A 13,319-nucleotide genomic window follows, 5' to 3' on the forward strand; every position below is an offset into this window, starting at 1 on the left:
ACGCCGCTACGCGCCCTGCTGCTACTGGCCCTGCGGCTGCGGTCCCTGCGGCTGCAGATACGGCTGCAGGTGGTGCAGCCGGGTGTAGTGGTCCGGGTGGGACGACAGCAGCCGGGCCAGCGCGCTCTCCTCGACGGGCCGCCCGCCGTTCTGAGCGGCCAGCTGGGTCTGCTGCGCCTGCTCCTGCCGGTGCAGCTTGTCGAGTACGGCCGCCAGCATGGGGGCGAAGCCGAGCACGGCGGCATGCTCGTCGGCCCGCAGCTCGGCGCGGCGGCCCACGGCGGCCAGGGCGTACGGCACGGCCAGGATCAGCAGCGGCAGGCCGAAGAAGGTGGTGATCGTGGCCAGGGCGATCCCGCCGACGAACAGCACCAGAAAGCCGATGCCGAAGCAGCCGAAGGCGCGCGACACCTTGAACATGAAGCCGAAGGACGCCTTCAGCACCCGCCAGGCCACCCGGCCGGGCAGGGCGTACCAGTAGCCGAGCAGCGAGGACCAGGCGTGGCCACCGACATGGTGGCCCAGCTCGTGCGCCATGACGGCGGCCAGTTCGCCGTTGGGCAGCCCGTTCATGGCGAAGCGGGTGACGCCGACGATGTGTCCGGCGGCCGCGACCGCGTTCAGGGCGTCGCTGTCCTCCACCCACAGCTCGTAGTTACGGCCCTCGATGCCGGCGCGGGCCGTCACCTCCCGCCAGACCGGTTCGAGTTTGGCGCGTTCTTGTGGAGTGGGGTAGCGCAGACGGAGCACATGGCGCGCGAGGGCGCTTTCCGTCGGCCGGTGGAACACGAGTGCGCCGCTGGCGAGCCAGGCGAGTATGACGACGATGCCCAGGCCGCCGAAGAACAGCGAGACCAGGGCGACGACGAAGAGGCTGCACAGGAAGTTGGGCACGTGCAGCAGCAGATTCCCCACGGCCGTGGCGTCCGTCCGGCGCTGATCGGCGGAGAGGAAGACCCGCCCCCGGTCGGTGTCGATGTGGTGCGGGTGCTGGGCGGGGACCGGGGGCAGGGGCGCAGGCGCCTCCGGGTACTGCGGCGGCACGGACGCCGCCTGCGGGTACGGGGGTGCCGCTGGTGCCGCCTGTGGGTACGGGGGTGCCGCTGGTGCCGCCTGTGGGTACTGCGGAGCCGCCTGTGGGTACTGCGGAGCTGCGTGGGGGTACGGCGGGGCCGGCTCGGGATGTGGGCGGGCGGGTGGCTCGGGGTGGTCCGGGGGCATGGGCTGGGTCATGGCGGTCGTTCGTTCCTTCACGTGCGGGTGGGGACGGCTGCGGACGGTCGGATCAGCCGACCAGCAGGGATGCGGGCAGCAGGACCGTGCCGGCGCAGAAGGCGATGAGCCCGGTGCGGATCCACTGGTGCTTGCGTACGGCGATCCGGCTGTTCTCGGTCAGGGCGCGGGCCAGCCCGGCCGTGGGACGGTTCTCGGTGTCGGCGAGCGCGGTCTCCAACCCGCCCTGCCGGACGGCCTGTTGGACGTCGCCGAAGTACGACAGCGGCTCCCCCGGTGTCCACGTGCCCAGCTGGTAGCGGGGCAGTACGGCGAGCAGCAGGGCGAACAGCGCGAGCAGGAGCGACAGGGCCCCGGCCCACCACAAGACGGTGCCGGCCGCGGAGAGGGCGGACGGGGTCCACTTCCGCCCGGCGAGCAGTCCGCTGAACACGCCGGCGCTCATCCCGAGCGCGGCGACCAGGACGGAGGCCTTGTTGTCGGCGTGGGCGATCTCGTTCCGTGTCTCGGCGAGCAGCCGTTCACACAGCCGCGCGGCAGCGGCGGGGACGTCCGGGGCGTCCGGTGCGCCGGGGGCGGCCGGGTCCGTGGCCGTCATGGAGCGCTCCCGGCGCCGTCGTCGTCGCCGGGCGCGACCGGCGGCTTGGCGTCGTCCGGTTCCGCCGTGGGGCGCGGGTCCGGCACCGTCGGCGTCGTGCCGTACCCCGGAGGCGGCTGCCAGGCCGGGGGCGGTGGGACGTAGGTGGGCTGGGGTGGCGGGGGCGGAACGGCGGGGGTGCCGTACGGTCCCGGCATTCCCGGCGGCGGCACGAAGGGGGCCGCGGCCGGGACCGGCGGACCGTAAGGCGCCGCCGGAGCCGCCGTCGGCGGCACCGGTGGGCTGAAGGGGCCCGGCGGAGTTGCCGTCGGCGCTGGTGGAGCCGTCGGTGTCGGAGACGGGGGAGGGCCGGAGGGCCGTGCCTCGGCGGTCGACGTCGGTGGTGTTCCCTCCGACGTCTCCGGCTGCGGGACCGGTGTCGGCTGTGCCGGTGGGCCGTAGCCGGGTCCGGCGGGCACCGGTGGGCCGTAGCCGGGGCCCTCCGGCAGCAGGGGCGGGTTCTGCGGGACTCCCGGAAGGCGCTGGTTGAGGATGTCGCTGACCGTGCGGAGAGCCAGTTGCTTGGGGCCCTCCAGCTCGTAGCTCTCGGCCGTGTCGCCGCTCAGCAGCTGCTTCACCAGGTCCATCTGCGCCTGGATCATGCGCAGCTGGTCCTCGCGCATGCTGGACATCACCAGCTGGGAGTCCTCGGGGTGCTGGGCTAGATGGAGCGCCCAGGCGTGCACGCCGCCCTGCTGCAGGTGGTACTGGTAGAAGGCGATCTTCTGGGCCTCGATCTGCTGCAACTCGATGTGCTGGCGGCCCTGTTGCAGGGCGAGCTCGTGCTGCTGCCCGCCGGCGAGCACGGCCTGCTCGTGCTGCCAGCGCTGCTGCCGCAGAAGCAGCTCGTGCTGCTGTGCGCCGTACGCGACGGCCCGCTCGATCTGCAGGGCGTCCTGCTGCCGCAGCCTGCGGTCCACCTCGACGTCGACGTCCATGCCGCGCTGGGCCGCGTGGACCTGCTCGGTGGCGGAGTGGTCGATGGCCCGCAGCCGCTGCTGGTGCTCGATGTCGGCCTGGTCGCGCTTGAGCCGCAGGGTCCAGGTGACCTGGAGTCCCGCGGTCGCGCCCGGCGGACCCAGCACGCTCACCGCCTCCAGCAGCCTCCGCTCGGCCGACGCGCTGTCCGCGACCGGGAAACCCCGGGTCACCGGCCGGGCGGCCTGCTGGAGTTCGCCGAGCACCAGGGCGGGCACGTCCCGGTGGCCGCTCGCCACGAACCGGGCCGGATCCAGCACCTGCCAGGACAGGTCGACCTCGGCGGTGAACTCGAAGGCGTCGTTGTTGCTCGGCAGCGCGAGGGTGGCCGTGTGCGGGTGGACGCCCATGTCCACCTCGTAGACGGCGGAATAGCGCCTGGCCGTGATCTCGGCGCGCGTCGGCCGCTGCGGCGGCAGATAGGCCTCGTAGGAGCCCTTGGGGGTGGAGAAGACGAGTGCGTGGTCGATACGGACCAGGGACCGGAAGTTGAACTCGAAGCGGGACAGCTGCCGCACGGTGAGTACCGGGTCGACCAGCTGGGTGTGCCGGTCGGCGGGCTGCTGCCACTCGGGTTGCCGGAAGGAGGGCATGGCGTGTCGTCCAGGGGTAGGTCAGCGGGTGGGACGTGGGTCGGTGTGGAGCGCGGTCAGCAGGCGGTCGGTGACCCCGGGCGGGGGAGTGCCGTCCTCGCCCGGCATGGTGCGCAGCAGGTGGTTCAGCCGCTCGTGCTCGGTGGCCGTGGTGACGAGCCTGGGCAGCAGCGCGGCCAGGGCCCACTCGACGGCCGTCGACCGGTCGGCGATGAGCACCCAGGTGCGCAGGATCTGCAGGGCCTGCCGGGTGGCGCGCGGATCGCCCAGCGCGGCCCGCCACAGCAACGGCACGCCCTGCGCGGCGGGCCCGTCGTCGACGGCCGCGCGGGCGAACCAGCCGAGGACGAGCGGAAGGCCGTACCGCTCGTCGCCCTCGGTGTGCCGGCACGCCCCGACGAAACCGCTCAGCGTCAGGTCGCGCGCGGCAGGGTCGTCGGTCAGGTGTCCGCACAGCTCGTCGAGAACGCGGTCGCTCGCCGCCGACAGCAGCAACAGCTCCACGGACTCGGCCAGTTCCCGCGCCAGTTCGCCGTCGATGTCGTCGGGCGTGTCCGCGTACAGGCGCCGTACGGCACCACGCAGGGCGGCCAGCGCCTGCTCCGGGCGCTCCGCCCCGATCAGCCCGTACGCCCTTACGGCCACCCAGCGCAGCCTCGGGTCGTCGCCCTCGCACCAGGCGTCGAGGACGCGCGGGATGTTGGGCGTGCCGACCAGGTGCGACAGGGCGAGCGCGTTGACCGCCACGAGCCGCTGCCGGTACCGCTTGGAGGTCGCCCACGGCTCGATGACCAGCGCCATCGCGGACGGCAGGTCGGTACGGGCGAGGACGGCCACCGTGGAGGCGGCCCGGGTGCGCACCAGCGGGCGGCCGTCGTCCGCGAGCCGGCGCAGCCAGGCGATCAGCGCGGGTCGGGCGGAGGGGTGGCCGGTCCACACCTCGCGCAGCAGCACCAGGGAGGCGCGCTCGTCACGGAACGCGGCCTTCTGCTGGTCGACCGGGCCCCACTCGGTGTGCTCGGGCTCCCCGTACATGCGCGCCCGCGCCAGTTGCAGCCGCTTGCCGACGTGCGTGCCGAAGACGGGGACCTCGGGGACGCGGGCCGGGTTGTCGGTCTCCTGCAGGAACCGGTAGAGCAGGTCGCTCAGTTCGGCGGTGAGCGCGTAGGGCCCGCCGTCGAAGGCGGCGAGCGCGACGAGGAAGGCCTTGTCCCGCAGGTGGAGTTCGGACTCCTCCGCCTCGAACCACTCCTGGACCTGGTTCTCCAGGGACACCAGCGAGAACTGTCCTACGGCGTCCTCTGCGACCTCCCCGGTCGCGTACCGGGCGAGCAGCCTGGCGAACGCGGCGGACTCGCGCGGCTGGTGACTGCGCTGCAGGAACTCGGTCACCGGCGGCAGGCCGAGCATCTTCCCGGCCGTCTCCTGGCCGGTGCGGGCGCGCAGCTGGGCGGCGAGCACGTCGGCCGCGGCCGGCGGGTGCCACTCCTCGACGGTCACGTCGTCCAGCGCGGCGCCGGGATCGAGGGTGACGACGAGGTAGGCGTCCCGCTCGGTGAGGCGTTCGCGGGCGGCGAGCAGATGCGTCCAGCGCAGCGGCTGGTCGCGGCGCGGGGCGAGGTCGCACAGGACATGGCCGCGGGCCTTCGGCTCGCCCCGCTCGCCGCAGAGCCGGTCGGCGAGGCTGTCGGCGGTGGTGTCGCTGACCAGGGTGCGCACGGGCAGGGCACCGAGGCGGCGCAGCAGCATCAGGGCGGCACTGCGCCGGCCGGTGAAGCGGGCGCCGGACAGCACCAGGACCCGGTCGTCGCGCAGCCGGCGCAGCAGGCGGTCCATCAGCCGCTCGTCGGCGGCGAAACCGCGCTCCAGTTCCTCCAGGGTGGCCTCGGGCACCTCGCCGGAGGCGGGGGCGGCGGCCCCGGACGCGGCGAGCTGGTAGACCTCGGTGCGGCCGCCCAGGAAGACGTCGCCGGTGAAGTGGCCGCCGCTGATACCGCCGTGCTGGTCGCCGCCGAGCAGACCGCCGCTGAAGCGGGCCCGGGCGCCGACGTTCATGCTGCGGGGACTGTGGTCGACCAGGTCCCGCCGCGCCGACCAGGCGGTCTGCGGCTGGTCCCGCTCCTCGGGCTCGCCCGGGTCCGCGCCGCCTTCGGCCGGTCTGGGCTCGTCCGCGGCCGGCTCGGCCCCCGCTGCGGCCGCCGGACGGGGCGGTGCCTGGGCCTCGGGTGTGCTCACGCGCCCTCACCCCGCGGGCGCCCGCCGTCCTTGCCGGGGTCGCCGAAGACGACGTCCCCGTTGAAGCAGCCGCCGCTGATGCCGCCGAACTGGCTGCCGCCGATCAGCCCGCCGGTGAAGCTGCCGCCGTGGACGTTGATGACCGGGCCCGACGCCGGGGCGCTCCCTGATCCGGCCGGTGCCGGGCCGTCCTCGACGGGGGCAGTGGGCCTGCCCGGTGCCGGGCGGTCCCCCGAACCGCCTGGCACCTCCCCCTCCCCCGTGTCGCGGTGGTCCTCCTGACGGTGGTCCTCCTGCCGGTCCAGGCCGGCGGGCAGCGGCCCGTGCAGCCAGGCCTTCAGCGGGCCGTTCTTGCTGCCCACCGTCACCGGGCGGAACTCGGCCGCGGGAATGCCCGGGTGGTCGTGGCGCACGACGCCCGCGTACAGGGCGTCCGAGACGCACAGCGCGAAGTCGTCGGACCGCTCGCGCAGGGCGTCGCGCAACAGGCCGGCGTCGAGCAGACGGAAGGCGTGGTTCAGGTCGGAGCCGACCCAGCCGTCGAGCTCGTCCACGGCGACATAGCCGGTGGCGACGACACCGCGCAGCCGGATCTGGGCGGAGCGGGACGCCATGCGGTTGACGGCGTGCAGCTCGGCCGGGACCTCCTTGAGCAGGACGCGCAGCAGCGTCGTGACCGAGGCGTTCGCATCGATGAGCTCCAGGACCGCGTCCCCGCGGTCGGCGCGCAACCGCCGGGTCTCGTCGATGCCGGCGCGTTCCAGGGTGCGGTCGGTGATGTCGTAGAGCATGCGCCGCAGATAGGCCTGCTCCACGTCGTCTCGGTCGCTGAACCTCTCGATGTCCAGCAGCAGGATCGTACGGCTCACGGGGTCGGTCATCGTCGCCTCTCGGGGGTTTTGCCGTGCAGGGCAGCAGAGTGGCTGCGCCGCGGCGGCGGACGTGAGGGCGGATGACGCAGTCGAAGTGTGACCGTGTGCACAGAGTGACCCCGGGGGCCGCGGTCGCCCTTCGGGGCTTCGGTCCCTTTCGGGTGGCCGTGGCGGCCGGGGTCACTCTTCGGGGCCGGTTTCTTTACTTGGGGACCGTGATGGCCGACGTCGCGCTTCGGACGGCCGTGGTGGATGCGGCCCTGCCTACCGCTGGCACGCTGTCACCGTCCTGCGGCCGTCACCCGTCTGGCGCACGAGGGACCGCTGCCATCGTCGTCGTCACCCATCCGGCGGCGCCCCGGTGACTGCTGTCACCGTCCTGCGGGTGTCACCCGCCTGGCGGCCCCGCTGCCCGCCCGTCACCTCCAGAGGCACGGGTGACCGACCGCCCCGCGACCCGGTGCCCCCGTCACCCCTCCGCCGGTGGCCCCGGTGGCGACGGGATCCACGGGGCGCCCGGGGCCGGAGCGGAGGCCGCGGCAGCTATCCGGCGCAGTATGTCGGGGCGATGGATCAGCAGGGCCCGGCGGCCCGTGGTGACCGCGTGTTTGTCGCGCAGTTCCTTCAGCAGGCGCTGGACCATCTCGCGGGAGGCTCCCACCGAGCCCGCCAGCTCCTGTTTGCTCAGCGGGACGGAGACCTCGATGCCCTCCTCGGTGCGGCGGCCGTGCGTGCGGGCCAGGTCCAGCAGCAGGACGGCGAGCCGCTCGCGCACGTTCATGGAGGCGAACTCCAGCCGGCGCCGGTCGGCCGCGCGGGTGCGGTCGGCGGTGAGGCCCAGCAGGGCGAAGGAGGCGGCGGGGGAGCAGCGCAGGAAGTCCCGGAACCGCTCGTGCTCCACGGCCAGCGAGCGCACCGGCTCCAGCGCGGTCACCGTGGCCGAGCGCGGCCGCCCGGTGAGCGCCGCCGACTCGCCGACGATGTCACCGGGGCCGCGCAGCGCGAGCAGTGCCTCGTATCCGTTGGCGGCCGCCGCGGTCACCTTGGTCCAGCCCTGCACGAGAAAGAGCACGTGGGAGGACGGCTCGTGCTGGTGGATCAGCACCGTGCGGGCGGTGAAGGCCAGCTCCCGGCCGAGGGCGAGCAGCGTCTCCCGGTCCTCGGTTTCCAGCCGGGCCAGGAAGGGCACTCGGTCGTCCAGGCCGCCGTCGTCCCGAGCGGACGCGGTCGTCCCAGTGTTCGCCATGCCGGCCCCCCGAATTGTTCACCCGCAGCGGACGGATCAACGTACTGAAAGCGCACCAGGCATATCCCCGGCAAGAGCGGAAACCGGCCAGTCGCGGCCGAAGGGTGGTTTCCGGTCCTGCGACCAGGCATGACACCGTGCCGTCGCGTCCCCGGGGCGCGCGCAGGACAACTGGGACGAATCCTGGCCGGCGAGGTGGGAAGTCCGGCGTGTCGGTGCCCGCTCCATTTGTTTTGACCGAAGTCCGTGAGGTAGGTACGCTCAGACCTTGTGCCTGGGGTGTGCCCTGGCTCTCGTGCGTGCCTTGAAACCGTATCGCGAGCTATGAGCGGCCACCGTAATCTGTGCTCTTTTCGCCTTGCGGCGGGAGTCCGCCGGATTCGACACACCCGACCGCGTGGGTCGGCGATGTTCCAGGTTAGCTGTACCCATCGGCACACAGAAACCGGAGAAGTAGTGCCTACGATCCAGCAGCTGGTCCGCAAGGGCCGGCAGGACAAGGTCGAGAAGAACAAGACGCCCGCACTCGAGGGCTCCCCTCAGCGTCGTGGCGTCTGCACGCGTGTGTTCACGACCACCCCGAAGAAGCCGAACTCGGCCCTCCGCAAGGTCGCGCGTGTGCGTCTGACCAGCGGCATCGAGGTCACCGCTTACATTCCGGGTGAGGGACACAACCTGCAGGAGCACTCCATCGTGCTCGTGCGCGGCGGCCGTGTGAAGGACCTGCCGGGTGTTCGCTACAAGATCATCCGCGGCTCGCTCGACACCCAGGGTGTCAAGAACCGCAAGCAGGCTCGCAGCCGTTACGGCGCCAAGAAGGAGAAGTAAGAATGCCTCGTAAGGGCCCCGCCCCGAAGCGCCCGGTCATCATCGACCCGGTCTACGGTTCTCCTCTGGTGACCTCCCTGATCAACAAGGTGCTGCTGAACGGCAAGCGCTCCACTGCCGAGCGCATCGTCTACGGCGCCATGGAGGGTCTGCGTGAGAAGACGGGCAACGACCCGATCATCACGCTGAAGCGCGCGCTGGAGAACATCAAGCCGACCCTCGAGGTCAAGTCCCGCCGTGTCGGTGGTGCGACGTACCAGGTTCCGATCGAGGTCAAGCCCGGTCGCGCCAACACGCTCGCGCTGCGCTGGCTGGTCGGTTACTCCCGCGCCCGTCGCGAGAAGACCATGACCGAGCGTCTGCTCAACGAGCTTCTCGACGCTTCGAACGGCCTCGGTGCGGCCGTCAAGAAGCGCGAGGACACGCACAAGATGGCCGAGTCCAACAAGGCCTTCGCGCACTACCGCTGGTAGTCGCTACCCACATCGAGACCGAGAGAAGACTGAAGCCTTATGGCTACCACTTCACTTGACCTGGCCAGGGTCCGCAACATCGGGATCATGGCCCACATCGACGCGGGCAAGACGACCACCACCGAGCGGATCCTGTTCTACACCGGTGTGTCTTACAAGATCGGTGAGGTCCACGACGGCGCTGCCACCATGGACTGGATGGAGCAGGAGCAGGAGCGTGGCATCACGATCACCTCTGCTGCCACCACCTGTCACTGGCCGCTGGAAGACGTCGACCACACCATCAACATCATCGACACGCCGGGCCACGTCGACTTCACCGTCGAGGTGGAGCGTTCGCTGCGCGTCCTCGACGGTGCCGTGACGGTGTTCGACGGCGTCGCCGGTGTCGAGCCCCAGTCCGAGACGGTGTGGCGTCAGGCGGACCGCTACGGCGTTCCGCGTATCTGCTTCGTCAACAAGCTCGACCGCACGGGTGCCGAGTTCCACCGCTGCGTCGACATGATCTCTGACCGCCTGGGCGCTCAGCCGATCGTCATGCAGCTCCCGATCGGTGCCGAGGCCGACTTCAAGGGCGTCGTCGACCTCGTGACGATGAAGGCCCTGGTCTGGTCCGCCGAGGCCACCAAGGGCGAGATGTACGACGTCGTCGACATCCCGGACACCCACACCGAGGCTGCCGAGGAGTACCGCGGCAAGCTGCTCGAGGCCGTGGCCGAGAACGACGAAGAGATCATGGAGCTGTACCTGGAGGGCACCGAGCCCACCGAGGAGCAGCTGTACGCCGCGATCCGTCGTATCACCATCGCGTCCGGCAAGGGCACCGGCACCACCGTGACCCCGGTGTTCTGCGGTACCGCGTTCAAGAACAAGGGCGTCCAGCCCCTGCTCGACGCGGTCGTGCGCTACCTGCCGTCCCCGGTCGACATCGAGGCCATCGAGGGCCACGACGTCAAGGACCCCGAGGTCGTCGTCAAGCGCAAGCCGTCCGACGAGGAACCGCTGTCGGCGCTGGCGTTCAAGATCATGAGCGACCCGCACCTCGGCAAGCTCACCTTCGTCCGGGTTTACTCGGGCCGCCTGGAGTCCGGCTCTTCGGTGCTGAACTCCGTCAAGGGCAAGAAGGAGCGCATCGGCAAGATCTACCGCATGCACGCCAACAAGCGTGAGGAGATCGAGTCGGTGGGCGCCGGTGACATCGTCGCCGTCATGGGCCTGAAGCAGACCACCACCGGTGAGACGCTGTCCGACGACAAGAACCCGGTCATCCTGGAGTCCATGGACTTCCCGGCGCCGGTCATCCAGGTCGCCATCGAGCCCAAGTCGAAGGGCGACCAGGAGAAGCTGGGCGTCGCGATCCAGCGCCTGGCCGAGGAGGACCCGTCCTTCCAGGTCCACTCGGACGAGGAGACCGGCCAGACCATCATCGGTGGTATGGGCGAGCTGCACCTCGAGGTGCTGGTCGACCGTATGCGCCGTGAGTTCAAGGTCGAGGCCAACGTCGGCAAGCCGCAGGTCGCGTACCGCGAGACGATCCGCAAGGCCGTCGAGCGCGTGGACTACACCCACAAGAAGCAGACCGGTGGTACCGGTCAGTTCGCCAAGGTGCAGATCGCGATCGAGCCCATCGAGGGCGGCGACGCCTCGTACGAGTTCGTGAACAAGGTGACCGGCGGTCGCATCCCGAAGGAGTACATCCCTTCGGTCGACGCCGGTGCGCAGGAGGCCATGCAGTTCGGCATCCTCGCCGGCTACGAGATGACCGGCGTGCGCGTCATCCTGATCGACGGTGGCTACCACGAGGTCGACTCCTCCGAGCTCGCCTTCAAGATCGCCGGTTCGCAGGCCTTCAAGGAGGCCGCGCGCAAGGCTTCGCCCGTGCTGCTCGAGCCCATGATGGCCGTCGAGGTCACCACGCCCGAGGACTACATGGGTGAGGTCATCGGCGACATCAACTCCCGCCGTGGCCAGATCCAGGCCATGGAGGAGCGGGCCGGTGCCCGCGTCGTGAAGGGCCTCGTGCCCCTTTCGGAGATGTTCGGTTACGTCGGCGACCTGCGCAGCAAGACGTCCGGCCGGGCCAGCTACTCCATGCAGTTCGACTCCTACGCCGAGGTTCCGCGGAACGTCGCCGAGGAGATCATCGCGAAGGCCAAGGGCGAGTAACGCACCGCGTTCACACGCTTTAGGCTTGACTCCGGAGCCTCAAGGGGCATTCAGCCGCAATCCCGGATGAATGCCCCGGGTTCCGGGCTTTCCAGCAAAGATCACCTGGCGCCGATGAAGTAAGGCGTACAGAACCACTCCACAGGAGGACCCCAGTGGCGAAGGCGAAGTTCGAGCGGACTAAGCCGCACGTCAACATCGGCACCATCGGTCACATCGACCACGGTAAGACGACCCTCACGGCCGCCATTACCAAGGTGCTGCACGACGCGTACCCGGACCTGAACGAGGCCACCCCGTTCGACAACATCGACAAGGCGCCCGAGGAGCGCCAGCGCGGTATCACCATCTCCATCGCGCACGTCGAGTACCAGACCGAGGCGCGTCACTACGCCCACGTCGACTGCCCGGGTCACGCGGACTACATCAAGAACATGATCACCGGTGCCGCCCAGATGGACGGCGCGATCCTGGTGGTCGCCGCCACCGACGGCCCGATGCCGCAGACCAAGGAGCACGTGCTCCTGGCCCGCCAGGTCGGCGTTCCGTACATCGTCGTCGCCCTGAACAAGGCCGACATGGTGGACGACGAGGAGATCCTGGAGCTCGTCGAGCTCGAGGTCCGTGAGCTCCTCTCCGAGTACGAGTTCCCGGGCGACGACGTTCCGGTCGTCAAGGTCTCCGCTCTGAAGGCCCTCGAGGGCGAGAAGGAGTGGGTGGACTCCGTCCTCAACCTGATGAACGCCGTCGACGAGGCCATCCCGCAGCCGGAGCGTGACGTCGACAAGCCGTTCCTGATGCCGATCGAGGACGTCTTCACGATCACTGGTCGTGGCACCGTCGTCACCGGTCGTATCGAGCGTGGTGTCCTCAAGGTCAACGAGACCGTCGACATCATCGGCATCAAGACCGAGAAGACCACCACCACGGTCACCGGCATCGAGATGTTCCGCAAGCTGCTCGACGAGGGCCAGGCCGGTGAGAACGTCGGTCTGCTGCTCCGCGGCATCAAGCGCGAGGACGTCGAGCGCGGCCAGGTCATCATCAAGCCGGGCTCGGTCACGCCGCACACCTCGTTCGAGGCCCAGGCGTACATCCTGTCGAAGGACGAGGGTGGTCGTCACACCCCGTTCTTCAACAACTACCGCCCGCAGTTCTACTTCCGTACGACGGACGTGACCGGCGTTGTGACCCTCCCCGAGGGCACCGAGATGGTCATGCCGGGCGACAACACCGAGATGACGGTCGAGCTGATCCAGCCGGTCGCCATGGAGGAGGGCCTGAAGTTCGCCATCCGTGAGGGTGGCCGCACCGTGGGCGCCGGCCAGGTCACCAAGATCACGAAGTAAGTTCCGCTTGCTTCGAGGTCGATCCGACCTTGGAGAGGCCCGTACGACTCCGGTCGTACGGGCCTCTTCTGCATGTTCGGCGGGGGGCTCACTGCACGTTCTGCAGCGGCGGATGGTCGTACGACGCCTCGCACACGGACAGGTCGGCCACTCCTCGTCGGCCGGCCACAGCCGGTCGGCCGGGTTCCGGTGCCAGGAAGGAGACCTCGGCCCAGACGGTCTTGCGCGGGTGCCGCCCCTGGGCGACGCCCCAGCGGTCGGCCAGGGCCTCCACGAGGACGAGTCCACGACCCGACTCGCCCTCCGCCGCCGGGCATGCGAGTTCGGGAAGGCGGTCACCGCGCGTGTCGGTGACCTCGATCCGGAGCGTGCCGCCGACGACGTAGAGCAGCAACTGGAAGTCACGGCCGGGGACGCGTCCGTGCGTGGCGGCGTTCGCGGCGAGCTCGGCGACGATGTGCGTCGCTCTCTCCAACGGAATTCCCCAGGTGCGGAGTTGCTGTTCGGTGAGCAGTCGGGCGAGACGGGCACCGCGTGGTGTGGGGGACAGCCGCACGCTGAAGTTGGGGACGGTGCCGGTGAGTTGGTTTTCAGGGGCAGCCATTTCTTGATTCACATCACTCAGCGTGGCGACACCTGCGTCCGTAAGTGAGTGACAACGCCCCTACGTACGGCGGCTGTCCCCGCTTTGTCTCGGCTGTCTCGGCTG

Annotated in this window: 11 protein-coding genes; 4 read left to right on the forward strand and 7 right to left on the reverse strand. The window is 70.4% G+C overall.

The features are described from left to right. Window positions 1-21 precede the first annotated feature (21 nt). The 6 genes from ACWGJ5_RS17880 to ACWGJ5_RS17905 all read right to left on the reverse strand — a co-directional run bounded on the left by ACWGJ5_RS17880 (window position 22) and on the right by ACWGJ5_RS17905 (window position 7,794). Window positions 22-1,233 carry a M48 family metalloprotease gene (locus ACWGJ5_RS17880; protein WP_453310646.1) on the reverse strand — a complete coding sequence of 404 codons (1,212 nt, stop codon included), beginning with the start codon at window positions 1,231-1,233 and terminating at the stop codon, window positions 22-24. Window positions 1,234-1,285: 52 nt separating this feature from the next. Further along, complete coding sequence (locus tag ACWGJ5_RS17885; RefSeq protein WP_453310647.1) at window positions 1,286-1,831, reverse strand: Pycsar system effector family protein; 546 nt, start codon at window positions 1,829-1,831, stop codon at window positions 1,286-1,288. Continuing rightward, window positions 1,828-3,441 (reverse strand): hypothetical protein, encoded by a 1,614-nt coding sequence (locus ACWGJ5_RS17890; protein WP_453310648.1) that lies wholly within the window; start codon window positions 3,439-3,441, stop codon window positions 1,828-1,830. The genes ACWGJ5_RS17885 and ACWGJ5_RS17890 overlap by 4 nt, the downstream gene beginning before the upstream one ends. A gap of 21 nt (window positions 3,442-3,462) precedes the next feature. Further along, a complete protein-coding gene (locus tag ACWGJ5_RS17895; RefSeq protein ID WP_453310649.1) occupies window positions 3,463-5,676 on the reverse strand; it encodes a hypothetical protein in 2,214 nt (737 codons plus the stop codon). Continuing rightward, window positions 5,673-6,557, reverse strand: a complete 885-nt coding sequence (locus ACWGJ5_RS17900; protein ID WP_453310650.1) for a hypothetical protein — start codon at window positions 6,555-6,557, stop codon at window positions 5,673-5,675. Before ACWGJ5_RS17900 ends, ACWGJ5_RS17895 begins: the two co-directional genes overlap by 4 nt. Before the next feature lie 460 nt (window positions 6,558-7,017). Continuing rightward, window positions 7,018-7,794 (reverse strand): Crp/Fnr family transcriptional regulator, encoded by a 777-nt coding sequence (locus tag ACWGJ5_RS17905; protein WP_453310651.1) that lies wholly within the window; start codon window positions 7,792-7,794, stop codon window positions 7,018-7,020. A gap of 456 nt (window positions 7,795-8,250) precedes the next feature. Between ACWGJ5_RS17905 and rpsL the strand changes: the two genes are divergently transcribed. The 4 genes from rpsL to tuf all read left to right on the forward strand — a co-directional run bounded on the left by rpsL (window position 8,251) and on the right by tuf (window position 12,610). Further along, window positions 8,251-8,622 (forward strand): 30S ribosomal protein S12, encoded by a 372-nt coding sequence (gene rpsL, locus ACWGJ5_RS17910; RefSeq protein WP_003948652.1) that lies wholly within the window; start codon window positions 8,251-8,253, stop codon window positions 8,620-8,622. 2 nt (window positions 8,623-8,624) lie between these two features. After that, window positions 8,625-9,095, forward strand: coding sequence for a 30S ribosomal protein S7 (rpsG, locus tag ACWGJ5_RS17915; RefSeq protein WP_003992340.1), 471 nt, complete (start codon window positions 8,625-8,627; stop codon window positions 9,093-9,095). A 39-nt stretch (window positions 9,096-9,134) separates the two neighbouring features. Next, window positions 9,135-11,261 (forward strand): elongation factor G, encoded by a 2,127-nt coding sequence (gene fusA, locus ACWGJ5_RS17920; protein ID WP_453310652.1) that lies wholly within the window; start codon window positions 9,135-9,137, stop codon window positions 11,259-11,261. Between the two features lie 155 nt (window positions 11,262-11,416). Then, window positions 11,417-12,610, forward strand: coding sequence for an elongation factor Tu (gene tuf / locus ACWGJ5_RS17925; RefSeq protein ID WP_201816804.1), 1,194 nt, complete (start codon window positions 11,417-11,419; stop codon window positions 12,608-12,610). 88 nt (window positions 12,611-12,698) lie between these two features. Here tuf and ACWGJ5_RS17930 read toward each other — a convergent pair whose 3' ends face one another. Then, a complete protein-coding gene (locus ACWGJ5_RS17930) occupies window positions 12,699-13,214 on the reverse strand; it encodes an ATP-binding protein (protein WP_453310653.1) in 516 nt (171 codons plus the stop codon). Between the last annotated feature and the right edge of the window lie 105 nt (window positions 13,215-13,319).

It is taken from the genome of Streptomyces sp. NPDC054783, assembly GCF_053611725.1.

What these genes read in the sequence shown, in the direction of transcription:
- ACWGJ5_RS17880 (WP_453310646.1), bottom strand. Translation starts at nt 1,233, where the DNA reads ATGACCCAGCCCATGCCCCCGGACCACCCCGAGCCACCCGCCCGCCCA.
- ACWGJ5_RS17885 (WP_453310647.1), bottom strand. Translation starts at nt 1,831, where the DNA reads ATGACGGCCACGGACCCGGCCGCCCCCGGCGCACCGGACGCCCCGGAC.
- ACWGJ5_RS17890 (WP_453310648.1), bottom strand. Translation starts at nt 3,441, where the DNA reads ATGCCCTCCTTCCGGCAACCCGAGTGGCAGCAGCCCGCCGACCGGCAC.
- ACWGJ5_RS17900 (WP_453310650.1), bottom strand. Translation starts at nt 6,557, where the DNA reads ATGACCGACCCCGTGAGCCGTACGATCCTGCTGCTGGACATCGAGAGG.
- ACWGJ5_RS17905 (WP_453310651.1), bottom strand. Translation starts at nt 7,794, where the DNA reads ATGGCGAACACTGGGACGACCGCGTCCGCTCGGGACGACGGCGGCCTG.
- rpsG (WP_003992340.1), top strand. Translation starts at nt 8,625, where the DNA reads ATGCCTCGTAAGGGCCCCGCCCCGAAGCGCCCGGTCATCATCGACCCG.
- fusA (WP_453310652.1), top strand. Translation starts at nt 9,135, where the DNA reads ATGGCTACCACTTCACTTGACCTGGCCAGGGTCCGCAACATCGGGATC.
- ACWGJ5_RS17930 (WP_453310653.1), bottom strand. Translation starts at nt 13,214, where the DNA reads ATGGCTGCCCCTGAAAACCAACTCACCGGCACCGTCCCCAACTTCAGC.